The following is a 19,081-nucleotide window of genomic DNA, read 5'->3' as shown; positions in this document are numbered from 1 at the left end:
AGGCTGCGAGCGTGCTGCTCTGCATCGACATCGGAAACACCAACACCGTGCTGGCGACCTTCGACGGCGACAAGCTGGTGCACTCCTGGCGGATCAAGACCGATGCGCGGGCGACGGCCGACGAGCTGGGCCTGAAGTTCCGGGGCCTGCTCGCCGCGGACGCCGTCGAGATCACCGGGGTCGCGGCCTGCTCCACGGTCCCGGCCGCGCTGCGCTCGCTGCGCAACATGCTCGCCCGCTACTACGCGGACCTGCCGAGCGTGATCGTCGAGCCCGGCGTGCGCACGGGGGTGCAGCTCGCCATCGACAACCCGAAGGAGGTGGGCGCCGACCGGGTGGTGAACACCCTGGCCGCGTACACCCTCTACGGCGGGCCGTCGATCGTGGTGGACTTCGGCACCACCACCAACTTCGACGTGATCAGCGCCCGGGGCGAGTTCCTCGGCGGCGCCTTCGCCCCGGGCATCGAGATCTCCTTCGACGCGCTCGCCGCCCGGGCCGCCCAGCTGCGCAAGGTGGAGGCGGCCAAGCCCCGCTCGGTGATCGGCAAGAACACCGTCGAGTGCCTCCAGTCCGGCCTCTACTTCGGCTTCGCCGGGCAGGTGGACCGGATCGTCGAGCGGATGATCGAGGAGATCGGCGAGGTGAGCGCGGTGATCGCCACGGGCGGGCTGGCCTCGCTGGTGATCAACGAGTGCCACACGATCACGCATCACGAGCCGATGATCACCCTGATCGGCCTGCGGATGGTCTACGAGCGCAACCTATGAGCGTGGCGGTGGCTCAGCGGCGTCGGGCGCGGAAGACGAACGTGCGGTAGGGGAGTTCGACGGACTCCCGACCGGCCAGGTCGGGGTGGCTCGCGAAGAGTTCGCCGATTTCCCGGTCGATCCTGTCCTGTTCGTCGATGGACGCGGTCAGCCAGAAGGAGTGGGTGTGCAGCATCGCGACCACCTCGTCGGGGGTGAGCGTCGTGGTGTGGGCGAATTCCCCCAGCTCCGTCGGCTCGAAGGCGGAGCCGAAGTCGCCGTACTTCTCCACCACGCTGCCCGCGTTGTCGCCGAGGTGGGCGATCCGGCTCAACTCGGCGACCCAGTCGACGCGCTCGTCCCGGGTGTTCCAGATCGGGGCGAACGTCCCGCCAGGCCGGAGCAGCCGGGCGACCTCGGCGTGCGCCCGCTCCCGGTCGAACCAGTGGTACGCCTGCCCGACGAGCACCGCGTCGGCCGTGCCGTCGGGCAGCGGCACCGCCTCGGCGCTGCCGGCCAGGGCAGTCGTGCCCGGGGTGGCTACCTCCAGTTGGGCGCGCATCGCGGGGTCCGGCTCCACGGGCACCACCTCGTGGCCGAGAGCGAGCACGCCCCGGGTGAGGATGCCGGTGCCGGCTCCCAGGTCGGCGACGCGGGCGGGCGCCTCCACCCCGGCGAGCGCCCACCGCAGGGCGGCCTCCGGATAGCGGGGTCGAAACCGGTCGTACTCGCGTGCGGCGACCCCGAACGACAGGGCGGGAGTGGGGTCCGTCATGGCGGGCAGGTTATCCCGTAACGCCTCGCTGGGGCCTTGAGTACGCTCGGGGCCTGACCCCGCCCGAAATCTCCTTCTGAGGAAGCGTGCCGTGACCGAGCAGAACCCCGTGCCAGTCGATCCCGCCGACGACCTTCCCGAGCAGATGAAGGTCCGCCGGGAGAAGCGGGACCGGATGCTCGCCGAGGGCGTCGAGCCGTACCCCATCGGATTCCCCCGGACCAGCACGCTGGCCGAGATCCGCGAGAAGTACGCCGAGCTGCCCACCGACACCGCCACGGGGGACCAGGTCTCGGTCACCGGCCGGGTGATCTTCGTACGCAACACGGGCAAGCTCTGCTTCGCCACCCTGCGGGACGGCGACGGCACGGAGTTGCAGGCCATGCTCTCCCTCGACCGGGTCGGCCCCGACCGGCTGAACGACTGGAAGCGCCTGGTCGACCTCGGTGACCTCGTCGGCGTGACCGGCGAGGTGATCACCAGCCGGCGCGGCGAGCTGTCCGTGCTGGTCGAGCAGTGGGCGGTGACGGCGAAGGCGCTCCGCCCGCTGCCGGTGGCACACAAGCCGCTGAGCGAGGAGGCGCGGGTCCGGCAGCGCTACGTGGACCTGATCGTCCGGCCGCAGGCCCGCCAGATGGTGCGTACCCGGGCCATGACCGTGCGCAGCCTGCGCGAGACGCTGCACGGCCGGGACTTCATCGAGGTGGAGACTCCGATGCTCCAGCTGCTGCACGGCGGCGCGGCGGCCCGGCCATTCGTGACCCACAGCAATGCGCTCAGCACCGATCTGTATCTGCGAATCGCGCCGGAACTGTTTCTCAAGCGGGCCGTCGTCGGCGGCGTCGACCGGGTCTTCGAGATCAACCGCAACTTCCGTAATGAGGGTGTCGACTCTTCGCACTCGCCCGAGTTCGCGATGCTCGAGGCATACGAGGCGTACGGCGACTACGACACCATGGCCGAGCTGACCCGGAATCTCGTGCAGCAGGCGGCGATCGCCGTCAGCGGCTCGACCGTGGTGACGCACGCCGACGGCCGGGAGTTCGATCTGGGCGGCGAGTGGCCCTCGGTGACCCTCTTCGGGGTGCTTTCCGAGGCGCTCGGCGAGGAGGTCACGGCACGCACCGAGCGCGCCCGCCTGGTGGAGTACGCCGACAAGGTCGGTTTGGCGGTCGACCCGAAGTGGGGGCCGGGCAAGCTGGCGGAGGAACTGTTCGAGGAGCTGGTGGTGCCGAGCCTCCAGGCGCCCACCTTCGTCCGCGACTACCCGGAGGAGACGAGCCCGCTGACCCGGGCGCACCGCAGCGAGCCCGGGCTGGCCGAGAAGTGGGACCTCTACGTGCTCGGTTTCGAGCTGGGGACCGCGTACTCCGAGCTGGTGGACCCGGTGGTGCAGCGGGAGCGGCTGGTGGCCCAGGCCCAGCTCGGCGCCCGCGGCGACGACGAGGCCATGCGGCTGGACGAGGACTTTCTCCGGGCGATGGAGTACGGAATGCCGCCGGCCGGGGGTATGGGAATGGGAATCGACCGGCTCTTGATGGCGCTCACCGGCCTGGGAATTCGGGAAACCATCCTCTTCCCCCTGGTTCGCCCGGAGTAGCCGCGCATCTCCACCGGGTCGTTACCGCATCCTATTGACGCGGCAAGCGCCGCGCGGGTTATTGTGCTTACAGTTTGCAGGAGCACCCTGCTCGAAAGGAATGTGGGACGTGGCCAAGCAGATCATTCATAAGCTGGTCGATGACCTGGACGGCGGGGACGCTGACGAGACGGTCAAGTTCGCGCTCGACGGCGTTCAGTACGAGATCGACCTGTCTAGCTCCAACGCCGAGAAATTGCGCGACGTATTCGCCTCGTACATCGCCCACGGCACCAAGGTGGGCAGGGGCGGCGTCGTCGTCGGCGGCCGGGCCGCGCGCGGCCGGGGTGGCGCCACCGCCGACCGGGAGCAGAACAAGGCGATCCGCGCCTGGGCCAAGAAGGCCGGCAAGGACATCTCCGACCGGGGCCGGATCCCCCAGGAGATCGTCGACGAGTACCACGCGAAGGCCGGTCACTGACCGAGACCGCCGACGGGCGACACCGACGCCGGGCCGGAGCACGACTCCGGGCCGGCGTCGCCGTATCCGCCCCGGGTCGCGTCCGAGGGGGAAGAATTCCGTCCCGACGGTCGTTGTCCACAGCCGGTGGAGAGTCTGTCCACAGCCTGTGGACAACTCCCGAACGGCTCGGATCCGGGCCGCGTCGGCACCGGCGCGACCCGCACGACGGGTCCGGGACCGGGGTCGAATTTCGCTCTGCGCGTACAGGCAGGGGTACCGGAACACCCCCTGAGCGCGGACGGTTGTGCAAAACGACGCGTACACGGCTTCCGACGGGGACACACGACCTCAGCGGAGTCGGTCCGCGGCGATAGAGTAAGGAGGCACGGACGCCCGTCCCGGTCGTCCGCGCACCGGCCCCGCCACGACTTCTTGACCATCAAGATCGAGTGCGCACGGCACGTGAGGAGCACGAGGGCATGTTCGAGCGGTTCACCGACCGAGCGCGACGGGTTGTCGTCCTGGCCCAAGAAGAGGCCCGGATGCTCAACCACAACTACATCGGTACGGAACACATCCTGCTGGGCCTGATCCACGAGGGTGAGGGCGTCGCCGCCAAGGCTCTGGAGAGCCTCGGCATCTCCCTGGAGGGTGTGCGGCAGCAGGTCGAGGAGATCATCGGCCAGGGTCAGCAGGCGCCGAGCGGGCACATCCCGTTCACGCCGCGGGCCAAGAAGGTGCTGGAGCTGTCGCTGCGCGAGGCGCTGCAGCTCGGCCACAACTACATCGGCACGGAGCACATCCTGCTCGGCCTGATCCGCGAGGGCGAGGGCGTCGCCGCCCAGGTGCTGGTCAAGCTCGGCGCCGACCTCAACCGGGTCCGCCAGCAGGTGATCCAGCTGCTCTCCGGCTACCAGGGCAAGGAGCCGGCCGCGGCGGGCGCCACGCCGGGCGAGGCCGCACCGTCCACCAGCCTCGTGCTGGACCAGTTCGGCCGCAACCTGACCCAGGCCGCCCGCGAGGGCAAGCTCGACCCGGTCATCGGGCGCGAGAAGGAAATCGAGCGGGTCATGCAGGTCCTCTCCCGCCGCACCAAGAACAACCCGGTCCTGATCGGTGAGCCCGGCGTCGGCAAGACCGCCGTGGTGGAGGGGCTGTCCCAGAAGATCATCAAGGGCGAGGTGCCCGAGACGCTGAAGGACAAGCAGCTCTACACCCTCGACCTCGGTGCCCTGGTCGCCGGTTCCCGCTACCGCGGTGACTTCGAGGAGCGCCTCAAGAAGGTGCTCAAGGAGATCCGCACCCGCGGCGACATCATCCTCTTCATCGACGAGATCCACACCCTGGTCGGCGCGGGTGCCGCCGAGGGCGCGATCGACGCGGCGAGCATCCTCAAGCCGATGCTGGCCCGTGGCGAGCTGCAGACCATCGGCGCGACCACGCTCGACGAATACCGCAAGCACCTGGAGAAGGACGCCGCCCTCGAGCGCCGCTTCCAGCCGATCCAGGTGGGTGAGCCGTCGCTGGCCCACACCATCGAGATCCTCAAGGGCCTGCGCGACCGCTACGAGGCGCACCACCGGGTCAGCATCACCGACGCGGCTCTCGTGGCCGCCGCGACGCTGGCCGACCGGTACATCTCCGACCGCTTCCTGCCGGACAAGGCGATCGACCTGATCGACGAGGCCGGCGCCCGGATGCGGATCCGCCGGATGACCGCGCCGCCGGACCTGCGCGACTTCGACGAGCGCATCGCCCAGGTGCGTCGCGACAAGGAGTCCGCGATCGACGCGCAGGACTTCGAGCGCGCCGCCCAGCTGCGCGACAAGGAGAAGCAGCTCCTCGGCCAGAAGGCCCAGCGGGAGAAGGAGTGGAAGGCCGGTGACCTGGACGTCGTCAGCGAGGTCGACGACGAGCAGATCGCCGAGGTGCTCGGCAACTGGACCGGCATCCCGGTCTACAAGCTGACCGAGGAGGAGACCTCGCGCCTGCTGCGCATGGAGGACGAGCTGCACAAGCGCGTCATCGGCCAGGAGGACGCGGTCAAGGCGGTCTCGAAGGCGATCCGGCGTACCCGGGCCGGCCTGAAGGACCCGAAGCGTCCGTCGGGCTCGTTCATCTTCGCCGGCCCGTCCGGTGTCGGTAAGACCGAGCTCTCCAAGGCGCTCGCCGAGTTCCTGTTCGGCAGCGAGGACGCCCTCATCCAGCTGGACATGTCCGAGTTCCACGACCGCTACACGGTCTCCCGGCTGGTGGGTGCCCCTCCCGGCTACGTCGGCTACGACGAGGGCGGCCAGCTGACCGAGAAGGTGCGGCGTCGGCCGTTCTCGGTGGTCCTCTTCGACGAGATCGAGAAGGCCCACCCGGACGTGTTCAACACGCTGCTCCAGATCCTGGAGGACGGTCGGCTCACCGACGGTCAGGGCCGGATCGTGGACTTCAAGAACACGGTCATCATCCTGACCACCAACCTGGGCACCCGCGACGTCGCCAAGGCGGTCTCGCTCGGTTTCCAGGCGTCGGAGGACTCCGAGTCCAACTACGACCGGATGAAGCAGAAGGTCAACGACGAGCTCAAGCAGCACTTCCGGCCTGAGTTCCTCAACCGGATCGACGACACCATCGTCTTCCACCAGCTGCGTCAGCTGGAGATCCTGTCGATCGTCGACATCATGATCCAGCGGATCGAGGGCCAGCTGCGGAACAAGGACATGGGTCTGGAGCTGACCGACAACGCCAAGAAGTACCTGGCGAAGAAGGGCTTCGACCCGGTCCTCGGTGCGCGTCCGCTGCGTCGCACGATCCAGCGCGACATCGAGGACAACCTGTCCGAGCGGATCCTCTTCAACGAGCTGATCCCGGGTCAGATCGTGGTGGTGGACTGCGAGGGCGATCCGGAGGACATCGACAAGTCCAAGCTCATCTTCACGGGCGCGGACCGGCCGGCCACCGTGCCGGACGCCGTCCCGGCCGACCTCGGTGGCACCGCCGCCGCAGGCGCGGACGAGTAGGACCGAAACAGCACGAGGGCGGCGGCCCGGTGGCACCAGCCACCGGGCCGCCGCCTTCTTTCCACCCACCCCCGCTCACCGGCCCCCCACACCCCCGCCCGCCCCGCGCCCGGCCACCCCCGCCACCCCTGCCCGCGGCCACCCTCGCCACCCCCTGCCCGCGCCGATCATGCAGTCGTGGTGCCGGGTAACTGCCCATTCAGGCGTTTTACGCACCACCACACCTGCATGATCGCCCGCCGTCAACGCCGCCGTGACCGACGTCCACGCCGGCATCCCCGACTGAGGCGTCCGGTCGTCGGTAGCGTCGGCGAGTGCCGGGCGGGCTCCGGAAGCTCCGGCAGGTGACGGCCCGGCGCACGGCGCGCTCGGCGGAAGTGACGGCCGGTCTGGGGCGCGCGTCCGGTTCGTGGGCGGCGTCGGTGGCGGGGCCGATCAGATAATCCGTCCGTTTGCTGGGGGTTTGTGGTGGCCTCGGTCACGCGCCCGGTGGGCATGGGTCGGGGGGCCGGGTCGTTGTAACCACCGTGAGCGCGTAACCCCGGGCCCCACCCCTGAGCCCTCCGGGATGGCCGGGGTCGCCGGTGGGAATGCCGGCCGGGCCCGTGTCGTTACATCCCCCCGGACGCGCCCCACCCTCTCGTCGAGGGCGTACCTGGTTCGACCTTTCCCTCAGCCCGCGACGCCACCCGTCCCCCGCGGTGTGTGTCGCGTACCCCCGATCGAAAGGTGCTGCCATCATGCGTACCGACATTCTGCGTAAGACCGCTCTGACCGCTGCCGGGCTCGCCTTCACCGGCGGCGCCATCGCCGGCCCCGTCACCACCGCCCTCGCCGCCCCCACCACGCCCGTGTCGGCCTCGGTCGCACAGGACCGCAAGGGTGGCGAGCGGGAGCTGGGCGTGCGCTACGAGGCACAGCCGAACTTCTACTACTGCGGCCCCGCCGCCGCCCGCAACGCCCTCAGCGTGCAGGGCAAGAACATCGACGTCGACGGCATGGCCCAGCGCATGGGCACCACCGAAGCCGGCACCAACTCCATCAACGACATCACCCCCGTCCTGAACAAGGAGAGCGGCAAGGACGCCTACCAGTCGGTGGAGATCCCCGGCGCCAAGGCCGACGACAAGCAGACCGACAAGCTGCGCGGCGACATCGTCACCGCCATCGACGAAGGCCACGCCGTGGTCGCCAACATCGCCGGCACCGCCACCGACACCGACGGCACCACCCACTCCTTCGAGGGCGGGCACTACATCAGCGTCGTCGGCTACCGCGACAACGGCAACACCGTCACCATCGCCGACTCCGCCAACCCCGACCAGGCCTCCTACCGGATGAGCGTCGACAACCTCGCCGACTGGATCGCCACCCGCGGCTACACCGCCTGACACACCACACCCAACGACAAGGGTCGGCCCCACAAGGGGGCCGGCCCTTTCGTCACGCCGGGGCTGGCCCACGCCGACCCGGCGCCGCCCAGCGTCCGCGCCGGGTCAGCCCACCGGGACGGGTGGCCCGTCGCCGACGAGGCGGAACGAGGATTCGCCGACCGGTTCCACGAGACCGTCCCGTACCAGTCCGGCGAGCGCCCGGGACCGTTGGACGTCGTCGGCCCACACCTGGTCGAGCCGCTGGTGCGGCACCGGCCCGGTCGTCTCCCGTAGTACGCCGAGCAGCAGCCCGCGTACCTGGCGGTCGGTGCCGGCGTACCGCTGGGGGCGGCGGGTCGGACCCGCGGGCGCCTCGCGGCCGGACGCGCGCCAGGCGCAGACCGATTCGACGGGGCAGACGCCGCAGCGGGGCGACCTGGCGACGCAGACCACCGCGCCCAGCTCCATGAAGGCCGCGCTGGCCAGGGCGGCGGCGGCCGGTTCGACGGGGAGCAGTTCCTCGGTGGCGACCAGGTCGGCCGGGCGCGTCGCCGGGCCGGCGTCCGGTTCGCCGGCGATCGCCCGGCAGACCACCCGCCGCACGTTGGTGTCGACCACCGGGTGCCGCTGACCGTACGCGAACGCGGCCACCGCCCGGGCCGTGTACGTGCCGACGCCCGGCAGCGCCAGCAACTGGTCCAGCCGGTCGGGGACCTGCCCGCCGTGCCTCTCGACGATCGCCAGCGCGCAGTCGCGCAGCCGCACCGCCCGACGGGGATAGCCGAGCCGCCCCCACATCCGGATCGCCTCGGCGGGGCTGTCCGCCGCCAGCGCTGCCGGTTCGGGCCAGCGCGCCAGCCAGGCCTCCCAGGCGGGGAGCACGCGTACGACAGGCGTCTGCTGGAGCATGACCTCGCTGACCAGGATGGCCCACGGGGTCACGTCGGGTCCGCGCCATGGCAGGTCGCGGGCGTTCTCCTCGTACCACCGGCTTACCAGGGTGGCGAAAGTGGGCTCAGACATCGCGTCGCCGATGATGTCACGCGTCCCGTCGCCGGGGCGGTGCGGGCGACGGTGCCACGACGGGGCGCCACTACCGTCCCGCTGGCTGGGCGGTCCGGGCGGGGCGCTGCCGCGGCGGCGGACGGATCGGGCAGAATGCCCGGATGAACGAGCTCGCGATCACCGTCATCGGCCGGGACCGGCCAGGCATCGTGGCCGACGTCGCCGAGCTGCTCGCCCGGCTCGGCGCGAACCTCACCGACAGCACCATGACCCGGCTGCGGGGGCACTTCGCGATGACCCTGATCTGCGTGGGCCCGGCCGCCGGCGACGTCGAGGCCGCGCTGGTGCCGCTCTCCGCCGACGGTCAACTGCTGGCCACCGTACGCGCGGTCACCCCCGACGGCGAGACGGCTCCCGCCGGCGAGCCGTACGTGCTGGCGGTGCACGGCGCGGACCGGATGGGCATCGTGGCGGCCATGACCCGGGTGCTCGCCGATGCCGGCGGCAACGTCACCGACCTGAGCACCCGCCTCACCGGCTCGCTGTACGTGGTGGTCGCCGAGGTGGAGTTGCCGCCCGGCACGGCCGACGGGCTGGCCGGGCGGCTGGCGGCGACGGCCGAGGAGTTGGGCGTCGGGGTGACCCTCCGGCCGGCCGATCCGGACCTGCTGTGACCGGCGCGGGGCGCGGACCGGAGATCGAGGCGTACGTCGGCCTCGGCGACTGGACCCCGGAGTCCCTGGCCGTTCCGGGGGAGGTGCGGCCGGTGGTGTGCGCGCCGGAGCAGGTGCTCAGCCGCTCCGGCAGCGAGGTGGATCCGACGGCGGCGGAGACGGTACGGCTGGCCGCCGACCTGATCGCCACCATGCGGGTGTCCCCGGGCTGCGTGGGGCTGGCCGCCCCGCAGGTCGGTGTGGGTGCGCAGGTCTTCGCGGTGGACGTGACGGGCCACCCGAAGGCGCTCACCGTGCACGGCACCTTCGTGCTGTGCAACGCCCGGGTCGTCGAGGCGAGCCGGTGGAAGGTGGCGCGCGAGGGGTGCATGTCGGTGCCCGACCTGACCGGGGACGTCAAGCGGGCAAGCCGGCTGGTGGTGGAGGGCGTCCTGCCCGGCACCGGCCGGCCCGTACGGCTGGTGACGGACGGGTTCGAGGCGCGGGCCCTCCAGCACGAGATCGACCACTGCGCCGGCCTGCTCTTCCTGGACCGGGTCGCGGGTGCCCACGCCATCTACCAGCGCAAGGTGTACCTCTGAGTGCCGGCGGCGCGGCGACCCAGCGTCGCCGGCGGGACACGGTCGGCAGCCGGAGCCGTCGCATGTGGAGGGTCGGTGCGGTGAGCGGTGGGCGACTCGGCGCGTCGTGCGGGGCTGGCGTGCCCCGCGCCGCTACGGTGGGGACATCATGCGTCTGACGGTCGGCCCCCTGTCCCCCGCCGTGTACTGGCGGCGTCGCGCCGTCGTACTCGGAGCCGGGCTTCTCTTCCTGATTGTCCTGCTCTATTCGTGCACCGGATCGGACCGGAACGCGAAGAAGGGCGGTGACGCGCAGCCCACTCCGGGCGCGACGTCGTCCGGTGCCTCGCCGGAACCCACCGGTTCGGTGCTCGCCCCGCAGACCGGGGGGCCCTCGCCGGGTGCGGCGGACGGCCCTGACGCCGAAGATCCGTCGGGCGAGCCGGTCACCACCGACTCGCCGCCGGTGGCACCCGTCGTGCCGGCCGCCGGTGACGGCGCCTGCACGGACGCCGAGATCACGGTGACCCCGGTGGCCCAGCCCGCCTCGGTGGTCCGGGGGGCCGTGGTGGACCTCCGGCTCAAGATCAAGAATCGCTCCGAGCGGACGTGCAGCCGCGATGTCGGCGCCTCCGTGCAGGAGCTGTTCATCAAGTCGGGGGCCGAGAAGGTCTGGTCGTCCGACACGTGCGGCACCGCCCAGGGTTCCGACGTGCAGTCCTTCACCCCGGGCTTCGAGCGCGCCTACCAGGTGGGCTGGAACGGCCGCGACACCACCAAGTGCGCCAACGGGGTGGCGGCGGGCCCCAACCCGCCGGCCGGCACCTACCAGGTCTACGCCCGGGTCGGCACCAAGCTCAGCGAGCCGGTCAAGCTCACCGTCACCGACTGACCACCCGTGGGCCGGGCGGCCAGCCGGACACTGGGCTGCCGGACAGACCGGGCCGCCGCGCGGTCGGCCGGGCCGGGCCCGCCCGACGGATGGCGGTGGCGGTGTGGCCCCGGAAGCTGTGACCGTGTGGGCCGGGCCGGCGTACGGCCGGGTCAGACGTAGCGTTCGAGGATCGACGCCTCGGCGAGGCGGGACAGCCCCTCGCGGACGCCCCGGGCGCGCGCGTCGCCGACCCCCTCGACGGCCTGGAGATCCTCGACCGTGGCGCCCAGCAGCCGCTGGAGACTGCCGAAGTGCACGACGAGGCGGTCGACCACGGCGACCGGCAGCCGGGGCACCTTCGCCAGCAGCCGGAACCCGCGCGGGCTGACCGCCGCGTCGAGCGCGTCGGACGCGGCCGGGTAGCCGATGGCCTTGGCGACCGCGACCAGGTCGATCAGCTCGGTGGCGCCGAGCAGATCCAGCTCCACCAGGGCCTCGTCGAGGGTGCGGGACTTCCGGCCGGCCGGCAGGTAGTCCCGGATCACCAGGGTGCGGTCGGCGTCGACGCCGGCCATCAGCTCGTCGAGCTGGAGGGCGAGCAGGCGACCGTCGGTGCCCAACTCCACCACGTAGCCGGCGATCTCGTCGGCGATCCGGCGGACCATCTCCAGCCGCTGCACCACCGCGACCGCGTCCCGTACGGTGACCAGGTCCTCGATCTCCAGGGCGGAGAGGGTGCCGGAGACCTCGTCGAGCCGGAGCTTGTAGCGCTCCAGCGTGGCGAGCGCCTGGTTGGCACGGGACAGGATCGCCGCCGAGTCGTCCAGCACGTGCCGCTGGCCGTTGACGTAGAGGCTGATGATCCGCATCGACTGGCTGACCGAGATGACCGGGTAGCCCGTCTGCCGGGCCACCCGCTCCGCCGTGCGGTGCCGGGTGCCGGACTCCTCGGTCGGGATGGTGGGATCGGGCATCAGGTGCACGGCGGCCCGCACGATGCGGGTGCCGTCGCTGGAGAGCACGACCGCGCCGTCCATCTTGCACAGCTCCCGCACCCGGGTGGCGGAGAACTCGACGTCGAGCGGGAACCCACCGGTGCAGAGACCCTCGACCACCTTGTCGTAGCCGAGGACGATCAACGCGCCCGTCCGGCCGCGCAGGATGCGCTCGAGGCCGTCGCGCAGGGCGGTGCCCGGGGCCATCAGGGCCAGGTTCGCCCGCAACGGGTCACCGGCGCCCCCGGCGCCGCCGGTCACGGTCACGCTGATCGCGCGGGCGGGGGAGCCCACGGCGCCGGTGCGGGCGTGGGGTGTCGCGCCAGCAGGCTTGGCGGTGTCGCGGTCGATCGGCACGGACACAGTCTACGGACTGCCCTGCGGTGGGTGCTGTCGTGGTTACTGTGATGTGTCACGATGCCCCACCTCGCCCGGACCGTGGGCTGGCGTCCGGGCTGTCCGGTATCGGACCGGACGTTCCGCCGACCATTCTCGGCGGTCACTCGGCGGAGGCCCGGGCGACGGCCTGGAGCGCCGAGCGTACGTCGGTCACCTCGATCACCCGCATGTGCTCCGGCGTGACGCCGGTGCTCTCGGGGCCGCAGCCGGTCGGCACCAGCGCGAGCCGGAAGCCGAGCCGGGCCGCCTCGGCCAGCCGGCGCGGCACGGCGCCGACACGGCGCACCTCGCCCGTCAGGCCGACCTCGCCGATCGCCACCAGGTGCGGCGCGATGGCCAGGTTGAGCCCGCCCGAGGCGACGGCGAGGGCCACGGCGAGGTCGGCCGCCGGCTCCACCACCCGGATGCCGCCGACGGTGGCCGCGAAGACCTCCCGGTCGTGCAGGGTCAGGCGTTCGGTGCGTCGCTGGAGCACGGCCAGCACCATCGCGAGCCGGGCCGAGTCGAGCCCCGAGACCGTCCGCCGGGGCGAACCGGCCACGGTCGCGCCGATCAGCGCCTGCACCTCGGTGACGAGTGCCCGGCGCCCCTCCATCGCCACCGTGACGCAGGTGCCGGGCACCGGCTCCGAATAGCGGGTCAGGAAGAGCCCGGACGGGTCGGCCAGGCTGCTGATGCCGCCCTCGTGCATCTCGAAGCAACCCACCTCGTCGGCGGCGCCGAACCGGTTCTTCACGCCGCGCACCATGCGCAACGAGGAGTGCTTGTCGCCCTCGAAGTGCAGCACCACGTCGACCAGGTGCTCCAGCACCCGGGGCCCGGCCACCTGGCCGTCCTTGGTGACGTGGCCGACCAGCACGGTGGCGATGCCCCGCTCCTTGGCCACCGCGACCAGGGCGGCGGTGACCGCCCGCACCTGGGTCACCCCGCCCGACACGCCCTCGGCGTTGTTGGTGGAGATGGTCTGCACCGAGTCGAGCACCAGCAGGCCCGGCTTGACCGCGTCGAGGTGACCGAGCACCGCGGCGAGGTCGCTCTCGGCCGCGAGGTAGAGCTGGTCGTGCAGGGCGCCCATCCGCTCCGCGCGCAGCCGGACCTGGCTGACCGACTCCTCGCCGCTGACCACCAGCGAGGGGCTGCCGGCGCCGGCGGCCCACTGCTGGGCCACGTCGAGCAGCAGGGTGGACTTGCCGACCCCCGGCTCCCCGGCGAGCAGCACCACCGCACCGGGGACCAGGCCGCCGCCGAGGACGCGGTCGAGCTCGCTGACCCCGGTGGGGCGGGCCCTTGCCGGTGCGGCGCTGATGGTGGCGATCGGCCGGGCCGGCTCGGCCGGCATCCGGGAGCTGACCACCTTTCCGGAGACCGTCGGGCCGGTGACCGTGCACTCGACCACCGAGCCCCACTCGCCGCACTCCGGGCAGCGCCCGACCCACTTCGGCGGCTGGTGCCCGCAGGCGTCGCACTCGTAGGCCGGCCGGGGCTCGCGAGCGGCGGCCCGGCCGCGCCCGCCGGCCCCGCCAGCGCGGGGGGAGCTCGATCGGGAGGTGGTCACACCGGGACGTTAGTCCCCCGGTATGACGAAGACACCGCCGGCGTGGCGGTCACCACGCCGACGGTGTCGTCGGAAACAGCGGGGCGGAGGGTCAGTGACCGCCGCCCTCGTTCTCCTCGTAGCCGCCCAGGCGCTCGACGATCTTCGACGGGGGCGCGGCCGGGGTGAGCGGCACGGCGACCGGGGCCGGGCCGGTGACCGTGGCACCGTTGCCGAAATCGAAGGTCAGGGTGACGTTCTGGCCGGAGCGCAGCGCCTCGTTCAGGCCGATGAGCTGGAAGACCCGGTTCGACTGGGCGCTGAGCTGCACGTAGCTGAGCGGCGGAATCTCGATCCGGGCCGGCTCGCCGGCCGGCGCGGCCGGGCTCTCGGGGGCCGGGCTCTCCGGGGCACCGGGGCTGACCGACTCCGACGGGCTCTCGGAGGCGCCCGGGCTGGCCGATCCCGACGGGCTCTCGGGGGCGCCCGGGCTGGCCGACTCCGCCGGCGAGGGCGACCCGGACGGGGCGGGCGACTCCGACTCGCTCGGGGACGCAGACGGGCTGGCCGAGGCGCCGGTGCCGGTGATCACCACCTCGCGCGCGCTGTCGGTGGTCACGGTCACGGTCACCGGGTTCGGCGAGTCGTTGTAGATCACGGCGCTCAGGACGGCGTTGGCACCCGCCTTGTAGCCCTCGGTGCCGGGGAACTCGACCAGCAGGCCGCGGACCGCGTAGGCGCCGTTGCCGGCCGACAGGTTGACGCCCTGGACCGACGGCGCCTTGTTGGCGGTCTCGGAGACCTGGCCGGCGCCGCAGCCGGACAGCAGCAGCCCGGTCGCCGCGGCCATCCCGGACAGCAGCAGGGCCGCCCGCCGGGAACCCCTGATCGAGCGCGTCACGTCGGTCCTCCTCGTCACGATCCCACCCGGTGCTCACGCCGGGCATGGTGGCCATGCCCGCGCAGACCGCGCTCCAGGGTAGTTGGGCCTGATCCACGCCCGCACGCCGACCCGGAGATGGCACCCGGGGGGACGCGCGTCACACCAGTCGGCCGCTCGTGACGAGCAGGACGACGTCGATGAGGGCGACCAGCATCACGGCCCGGAAGGCGGCCACCTGCCGGCCGCCGGCCCGGGTGGTGGCGCGTCCCGCGTACCAGCTCAGCGGCGGCACCACGACGGCGGCCACGACCGCGGCGAGGCCGACCCCCGACGGCGGCCCGGGCGGCCCGAGGACCAGCGTGGCGGTCGCCGCGAGCAGCAGCAGCGCGGCGGCGGCCCGGCTGCCGGCCGGACCGAGCCGGTGCGGCAGCCCACGCACCCCCGTCCGGGCGTCGTCGGCCAGGTCGGGCAGGACGTTGGCGAAGTGCGCCCCGGCGCCCAGGCAGGCCGCGGCGGCGACCAGCCAGACCGGCGGCACCACCGCTCCGGGCAGCGCCAGCACGACGAAGGCGGGCAGCGAGCCGAAGGAGACCGCGTAGGGCAGCACCGAGACCGGGGTCGACTTCAGCGGCCAGTCGTAGAGCAGCGCGGAGACCAGCCCGAGGGTGGCGCAGAGCGCGGCGGCCGGGCCGGTGGCCAGCGCCAGCGCCGGGGTGGCGAGCGCGGCCACCGCCGCGGCCATGGCCGTGGCGCGCCGACCGACCGCGCCGGCGGCGACCGGCTTGTCGGTACGCCCCACCGTGGCGTCCCGGTCGGCGTCGAGCGCGTCGTTGGCCCAGCCGACGGCGAGCTGGCTGGCCGCCACGGTGAGCACCACGGCGAGGATCCCGCCCGGCCGGTGCCCGACGCCCCACGCGAGCAGCCCGGCCACCGTGGTGACCGCGGCGGCCGGCTCCGGGTGACTCGCCCTGACCAGCCCTAGCACCGTTGGCGACATGAGGAAAGTCTGGTCGTTACCGGGCAGTCGTGCCACGCTCGGTCCATGCCAGACGCGGGCCGCACCCTGCCACGCAACGATCCGCGCCAGTACGACGACCTGGCCGGCGAGTGGTGGCGGCCGGACGGCGCGTTCGCGATGCTGCACTGGCTGGCCGAGGCCCGCGCGGCGCTCGTGCCGCCGGCGTCCCGCCCCGGCGCCCTCCTCGTCGACCTCGGCTGCGGCGCCGGGTTGCTCGCCCCGCACCTGGCCGGCAAGGGCTACCGGCACGTGGGCGTCGACCTCACCCGGTCGGCCCTGGCGCAGGCCGCCGCGCACGGGGTGACCGTGGTCAACGGCGACGTGACCGCCGTACCGCTGGCCGATGACTGCGCCGACGTGGTCGCGGCGGGCGAGTTGCTGGAGCACGTGCCGGACTGGCGGCGCGCGGTGGCCGAGGCGTGCCGCCTGCTGCGGCCCGGCGGCCTGCTCGTCCTGGACACGCTGAACGACACGGCGCTGAGCCGCCTGCTGGCCGTGCGGATCGCCGAGCGGCTGCCCACGGTGCCGAAGGGCATCCACGATCCACGGTTGTTCGTGGACTCCCGGGCGCTGGTGGCGGAGTGCGCCCGGCACGGGGTCGACCTGCGCCTGCGGGGCATCCGGCCGGGGATGCCCGGCCTGCTCGGCTGGCTGGTCCGCCGGATGCGCGCCACCGGCCGCCCGTACGCGGTCCCGGCCGACCGTCCGCACGCGACGGTCGCCGGCCCGCCGCCGCGGATCGTGCCGACCTGGTCGACGGCCGTGCTCTACCAGGGGCGTGGTACGCGGAGCGGATAGCGGTGCCCGTCCCTGGGTAGGGAGAGGGCCGAGAAGGGGGCTGTATGGCGCAGCACGCGTTGGAGGCGGCTCGCCGCCTGGCACCGAGGCTGGCCGCCCGGGCGGCCGAGCACGACCGGGACGGCTCGTTCCCGGTCGAGGACTTCCGTGACCTGCGCGAGGCCGGGCTCTTCGGCCTGATGGTTCCCACCGCACTCGGCGGGATGGGCGCCACCTTCGCCGAGTACGCGGCGGTCGCCACCGAGCTGGCCCGGGGCAACGGCGCGACGGCCCTGGTCTTCAACATGCACGCCTCGGTCACCGGCGCGCTCGGCGCGGTGACCGAGGAACTGGCCGAGGCGCTCGGCGTCCCGGCCGAGGCGCTGGCCGCCCGGGACCGGCTGCTCACCGCCGCCGCCCAGGGCTCCTGGTACGCCGTGGCGATGAGCGAGCGCGGCGCCGGTGCCCGGCTCTCCCAGCTCAGCACCGTCTACGAGCCGGCCGACGGCGGTTGGCACCTCAAGGGCAGCAAGACGTTCTGTTCCGGGGCCGGGCACGCGGACGGTTACCTGGTGGCCGCCCGCAGCGCCGTCGACCAGTCGGTGGTCTCCCAGTTCCTGGTGCCGGCCGGCGACGGGCTGACCGTCGAGCCCACGTGGGACTCGCTCGGCATGCGCGCGACCTCCTCGCACGACCTGCACCTGGACGTGACCGTGCCGGCCGACCGGCTGCTCGGCGGCGTGGAGGGGCTGGCCCTGGTGGTCGCCCAGCTCATGCCGCACTGGCTGGTGGCCAGCTACGCCGCCGTCTACGTGGGGGTGGCCCGGGCGGCCCTCGACGCGGCGGCCGAGCACCTGAACGCCCGCAACCTCGCCGGCCTGCCGGCGGTCCGGTCCCGCCTGGGCCGGGCCGACGCGGCGGTGGCGGCGGCCCAGTTGGTGGTCGCGGAGGCGGCCCGCCGGGTGGACGAGGCGCCGGGCGACGCGGAGACCAACCGCTGGGTCTGGCGGGCGAAGCTGCTCGCCGGCACCACCGCCGCCGACGTGGCCGCGTCCGTGCTGGAGGCGGCCGGCACGTCCGCGACCCGGCGGGGACATCCGCTGGAGCGGCTCTACCGGGACGCCCGCTGCGGCTCGCTGCACCCGGCGACGTCGGACGTCTGCGCGGACTGGCTGGGCGTCGCCGCGCTGGGCGGTGACCCGGACCGCGACGGAACGGTGCCTCGTTGGTGAGCGTGGGGGGGTCCGCCGGGTCGGCGGACGCGCGGGCGCACGGCCCGTCCAGGGGCGGTTCGACCGCCCGGTGCGCAAGGCCGGACGAGAGGTGGGCATGGTGGCCGTACCGGTGATCGCGGGGCTGGGGACGGCACACCCGCCGTCGGCCGCGCAGGACGACCTGTGGGAGGGCTTCTTCTCGAAGCACTTCTCCGGCAGCACGCGGGCGCTGGCGCAGCGGATCTTCGCGCACTCGGGGGTCACCCACCGGCAGGCTGCCGTGAACCCGTTGCTGGAGGACGTATCCGACTGGCCCACGGAACGGCGGATGCGCCGCTACCTGGTCGAGGCGCTGCCGCTGGGCAAGGAGGCGGTGGGCCGGGCGCTGACGGCCGCCGGCCTCTCCGCCGGCGACGTCGGGCTCTTCGTCGTCTGTTCGTGCACCGGGTACGCCACCCCGGGGCTGGACATCCTGCTCGCCCGGGACCTGGGCATGGCCCCGGACACGCAGCGCCTGTTCGTCGGGCACATGGGCTGCTACGCCGCGCTGCCGGGCCTGGGCGCGGCGAGCGACTTCGTCACCGCCCGGGGCCGGCCCGCGCTGCTGCTCTGCGCGGAGCTGACCAGCCTGCACATCCAGCCCTCCAGCGCCCGGGTGGACACCCAGCAGATCGTCTCCCACGCGCTCTTCTCGGACGCCGCGGTCGCCGCCGTGGTCGTTCCCGGCGGCCGGGGGTACGCGCTGCGCGAGGTCACGTCCGTCACGGACACCTCGACGGCCGACCACATGACCTGGGACGTCACCGACACGGGTTTCCGGATGGGGCTGTCGCCGAAGGTGCCGCAGGTGCTCTCCACGCACGTCCGGGGCCTGGTCGAGGGGCTGCTGGCCCGGCACGGCACGACGCTGTCCGAGGTGGACGGCTGGGCGGTGCACCCGGGCGGCCCGCGCATCCTGAACGTGGTCGAGCGGGAGATGGCCCTGCCGCCGGAGGGCCTGGCGGCGTCCCGGGCGACCCTGGACGAGCACGGCAACTGCTCGTCGCCGACGGTGCTGCTGATCCTGGACCGGCTGCGCCGGGCCGCGTCGCCGCCGCGGCGGGTGGTGATGCTGGCGTTCGGCCCCGGCCTGACCCTCTTCGCCGCGTTGCTGGAACGGACAGGAGTGAGCGGTTCGCCCGGCACGGTTACCCTCTGA

Annotated in this window: 17 protein-coding genes; 11 read left to right on the top strand and 6 right to left on the bottom strand. The window is 73.0% G+C overall.

Translation table 11 applies throughout. The annotated features are described in order from the left end of the window. Positions 1 to 11: 11 nt before the first annotated feature. Entirely contained in the window at positions 12 to 770 is a 759-nt protein-coding gene (locus OG989_RS05135) for a type III pantothenate kinase (protein ID WP_151456720.1), read from the top strand. 13 nt (positions 771 to 783) lie between these two features. Here the strand turns inward: OG989_RS05135 and OG989_RS05130 are convergent, their stop codons facing one another. Beyond that, complete coding sequence (locus tag OG989_RS05130) at positions 784 to 1,524, bottom strand: class I SAM-dependent methyltransferase (protein ID WP_327029829.1); 741 nt, start codon at positions 1,522 to 1,524, stop codon at positions 784 to 786. 91 nt (positions 1,525 to 1,615) lie between these two features. On the opposite strand from OG989_RS05130, the gene lysS reads away from it, so the two are divergent. The 4 genes from lysS (at position 1,616) to OG989_RS05110 (ending at position 7,968) form a co-directional block, all read left to right on the top strand. Continuing rightward, on the top strand, positions 1,616 to 3,124 hold the full coding sequence (gene lysS, locus OG989_RS05125; RefSeq protein WP_327029828.1) for a lysine--tRNA ligase: 1,509 nt from the start codon (positions 1,616 to 1,618) through the stop codon (positions 3,122 to 3,124). Between the two features lie 109 nt (positions 3,125 to 3,233). Next, positions 3,234 to 3,584 (top strand): histone-like nucleoid-structuring protein Lsr2, encoded by a 351-nt coding sequence (locus tag OG989_RS05120; RefSeq protein WP_165947879.1) that lies wholly within the window; start codon positions 3,234 to 3,236, stop codon positions 3,582 to 3,584. A gap of 461 nt (positions 3,585 to 4,045) precedes the next feature. After that, positions 4,046 to 6,577, top strand: a complete 2,532-nt coding sequence (locus OG989_RS05115; protein WP_151456722.1) for an ATP-dependent Clp protease ATP-binding subunit — start codon at positions 4,046 to 4,048, stop codon at positions 6,575 to 6,577. Positions 6,578 to 7,317: 740 nt separating this feature from the next. After that, positions 7,318 to 7,968 carry a C39 family peptidase gene (locus OG989_RS05110; protein ID WP_327029030.1) on the top strand — a complete coding sequence of 217 codons (651 nt, stop codon included), beginning with the start codon at positions 7,318 to 7,320 and terminating at the stop codon, positions 7,966 to 7,968. Positions 7,969 to 8,073: 105 nt separating this feature from the next. Here the strand turns inward: OG989_RS05110 and OG989_RS05105 are convergent, their stop codons facing one another. Continuing rightward, on the bottom strand, positions 8,074 to 8,973 hold the full coding sequence (locus tag OG989_RS05105; RefSeq protein WP_327029827.1) for an A/G-specific adenine glycosylase: 900 nt from the start codon (positions 8,971 to 8,973) through the stop codon (positions 8,074 to 8,076). 143 nt (positions 8,974 to 9,116) lie between these two features. Between OG989_RS05105 and OG989_RS05100 the strand changes: the two genes are divergently transcribed. The 3 genes from OG989_RS05100 to OG989_RS05090 all read left to right on the top strand — a co-directional run bounded on the left by OG989_RS05100 (position 9,117) and on the right by OG989_RS05090 (position 11,081). Then, positions 9,117 to 9,629: a glycine cleavage system protein R gene (locus tag OG989_RS05100; protein ID WP_327029826.1), complete on the top strand. Its 513-nt coding sequence runs from the start codon at positions 9,117 to 9,119 to the stop codon at positions 9,627 to 9,629. A gap of 23 nt (positions 9,630 to 9,652) precedes the next feature. After that, entirely contained in the window at positions 9,653 to 10,210 is a 558-nt protein-coding gene (locus OG989_RS05095) for a peptide deformylase (protein ID WP_327031110.1), read from the top strand. Positions 10,211 to 10,358: 148 nt separating this feature from the next. Beyond that, entirely contained in the window at positions 10,359 to 11,081 is a 723-nt protein-coding gene (locus OG989_RS05090; protein ID WP_327029825.1) for a hypothetical protein, read from the top strand. A gap of 152 nt (positions 11,082 to 11,233) precedes the next feature. On the opposite strand, the gene disA is transcribed toward OG989_RS05090, so the two are convergent. The 4 genes from disA to OG989_RS05070 form a co-directional block, all read right to left on the bottom strand. Next, entirely contained in the window at positions 11,234 to 12,415 is a 1,182-nt protein-coding gene (gene disA, locus OG989_RS05085) for a DNA integrity scanning diadenylate cyclase DisA (RefSeq protein ID WP_151454105.1), read from the bottom strand. Positions 12,416 to 12,557: 142 nt separating this feature from the next. Beyond that, on the bottom strand, positions 12,558 to 14,012 hold the full coding sequence (radA, locus tag OG989_RS05080) for a DNA repair protein RadA (RefSeq protein ID WP_151454106.1): 1,455 nt from the start codon (positions 14,010 to 14,012) through the stop codon (positions 12,558 to 12,560). A gap of 91 nt (positions 14,013 to 14,103) precedes the next feature. Further along, positions 14,104 to 14,892 carry a hypothetical protein gene (locus OG989_RS05075; RefSeq protein ID WP_151454107.1) on the bottom strand — a complete coding sequence of 263 codons (789 nt, stop codon included), beginning with the start codon at positions 14,890 to 14,892 and terminating at the stop codon, positions 14,104 to 14,106. 139 nt (positions 14,893 to 15,031) lie between these two features. After that, complete coding sequence (locus tag OG989_RS05070; protein ID WP_327029824.1) at positions 15,032 to 15,871, bottom strand: UbiA family prenyltransferase; 840 nt, start codon at positions 15,869 to 15,871, stop codon at positions 15,032 to 15,034. 45 nt (positions 15,872 to 15,916) lie between these two features. Here OG989_RS05070 and OG989_RS05065 point away from each other — a divergent pair, with 45 nt between their 5' ends. The 3 genes from OG989_RS05065 to OG989_RS05055 all read left to right on the top strand — a co-directional run bounded on the left by OG989_RS05065 (position 15,917) and on the right by OG989_RS05055 (position 19,081). Then, positions 15,917 to 16,690: a methyltransferase domain-containing protein gene (locus OG989_RS05065; protein ID WP_327029823.1), complete on the top strand. Its 774-nt coding sequence runs from the start codon at positions 15,917 to 15,919 to the stop codon at positions 16,688 to 16,690. Positions 16,691 to 16,734: 44 nt separating this feature from the next. After that, a complete protein-coding gene (locus OG989_RS05060) occupies positions 16,735 to 17,901 on the top strand; it encodes an acyl-CoA dehydrogenase family protein (protein ID WP_327029822.1) in 1,167 nt (388 codons plus the stop codon). A gap of 91 nt (positions 17,902 to 17,992) precedes the next feature. Beyond that, positions 17,993 to 19,081: a type III polyketide synthase gene (locus OG989_RS05055; protein WP_327031109.1), complete on the top strand. Its 1,089-nt coding sequence runs from the start codon at positions 17,993 to 17,995 to the stop codon at positions 19,079 to 19,081.

The sequence above is a fragment of the Micromonospora sp. NBC_01740 genome (assembly GCF_035920365.1).
Taxonomy (GTDB): domain Bacteria; phylum Actinomycetota; class Actinomycetes; order Mycobacteriales; family Micromonosporaceae; genus Micromonospora; species Micromonospora reichwaldensis.
The sequence above is the reverse complement of the archived record's forward strand: the minus strand, read 5'-3'. Positions and strand labels throughout refer to the sequence as shown.